We start from the raw sequence: 1,397 nt of genomic DNA, 5'->3' as shown, positions 1-1,397 counted from the left end.
GCGCACAACCATGCGGTGAATGCCGTCATCTCGCTCGACAGGGAAGGCGCCCGCGAGCGTGCCAAGAAGGCGGACGCTGCCCAGGCGCGCGGCGCCGCACCCGGACCTCTGCATGGCGTGCCGTTCACGCTGAAAGACATGCACGAAACGTCAGGCATAAGGACCACGGTCGGCTTCCCGCCCTTTGCCGACTATGTCGCCAAGCAGGACAGCCCGGTCGTCATCAGACTGAAAGCGGCCGGCGGCGTGCTGATGGCCAAGACCAATGTCGCGGCCATGCTTTCGGACTGGCAATCGAACAACCCGCTGTTCGGCCGCACCAACAATCCATGGAATCTCCAGCGCACGGCGGGAGGCTCCAGCGGAGGCGCGGCAGCGGCAATTTGCTTGGGGATGACGCCGTTCGACGTGGGCACAGACATGCAGGATTCGATCCGGCTGCCGGCCGCCTTTTGCGGTGTTTATGGCTTGAAGCCGACGGAGCATCGTGTCTCGCTGGCCGGTGCCTTCCCCGATCCCGGCGGTGCCGCGCGCAGCGTGCGGCTGATGTCCTGCCTCGGGCCGTTGGCGCGCAGCGTGCAAGATTTGGCGCTGATTTATCAAATCATCGCCGGCCCGGATGGAAGCGACACCGATCTTGCTCCGGTGCCGGTCCAGGATATGCCGAAGCTCGACCCTAGGACATTGCGCATCGCCTTCGCGCCGTCCTTTCCCGGCTTTCCGGTGGCCGGCGACATCAGCGCCGCAGTCGAAAACCTCGCAAGGCAGCTGCAATCGGCCGGTGCCCTCGTTGAGGAGGCAAAACTGCCGAAACTCGATCTGCACCACGATCTGGAGCAGGGCGGCGCGCTGATCGGCATGATGCTGGAGGCCGCGCAGCCGGAGTCGCCGGAGGAGCCGACGCCGGTCTCGCGCTGGTTCGAGGCGCTCGCCCGCCGCGACAGGTCCATTCTCGCCTGGGACCGGTTTTTCGAAAACCATGACGCGCTGCTCTGCCCGGTCGCCATGACTTCCGCCTTCCCGCATTGCGAGCCGGGCACGCCGATCACGGTCGACGGCAAGGAGCAGAGCTACTGGATGCTGCCGGCCTATGGCGCCGTCTTCAACTACAGCGGCCATCCGGCGCTTTCCATCCCATGCGGACAGGGCAGCGAGGGCTTGCCGATCGGCTTGCAACTGGTCGGCAAACGCTGGTCGGAGTCACAGCTGCTCGGCATCGCCAGGGCAATCGAACCACTGACCGGCGGCTTTCGGCGTCCGCCCGCCTATTGAGCGAAACGCGACAATCCATAAGGGGCAAGTAAGGGGTCGCGCTCGCCGTCGAGGATTTCCCGAGCGGCGAACAGGCCGATGGCCGGCGCCAACGTGATGCCGGAATGCATGACGGCGACATAGAC

General features: G+C 65.4%; 1 protein-coding gene and 1 pseudogene. One reads left to right on the top strand and one right to left on the bottom strand.

The features are described from left to right. Window positions 1-1,272: amidase (locus EN893_RS34010; RefSeq protein ID WP_164901383.1), on the top strand; the 1,272-nt coding region annotated here is incomplete at its 5' end. Here the strand turns inward: EN893_RS34010 and EN893_RS39645 are convergent. Then, window positions 1,266-1,397, bottom strand: a pseudogene (locus EN893_RS39645) (FAD-binding oxidoreductase); the annotation flags it as partial. The gene EN893_RS34010 and the pseudogene EN893_RS39645 sit on opposite strands and share 7 nt — an antisense overlap.

Source organism: Mesorhizobium sp. M7A.F.Ca.CA.004.04.2.1, assembly GCF_004022825.1.
Taxonomy (GTDB): domain Bacteria; phylum Pseudomonadota; class Alphaproteobacteria; order Rhizobiales; family Rhizobiaceae; genus Mesorhizobium.
Note: the sequence above shows the minus strand (reverse complement) of the source record. Positions and strands in the feature narration are given on the sequence as shown.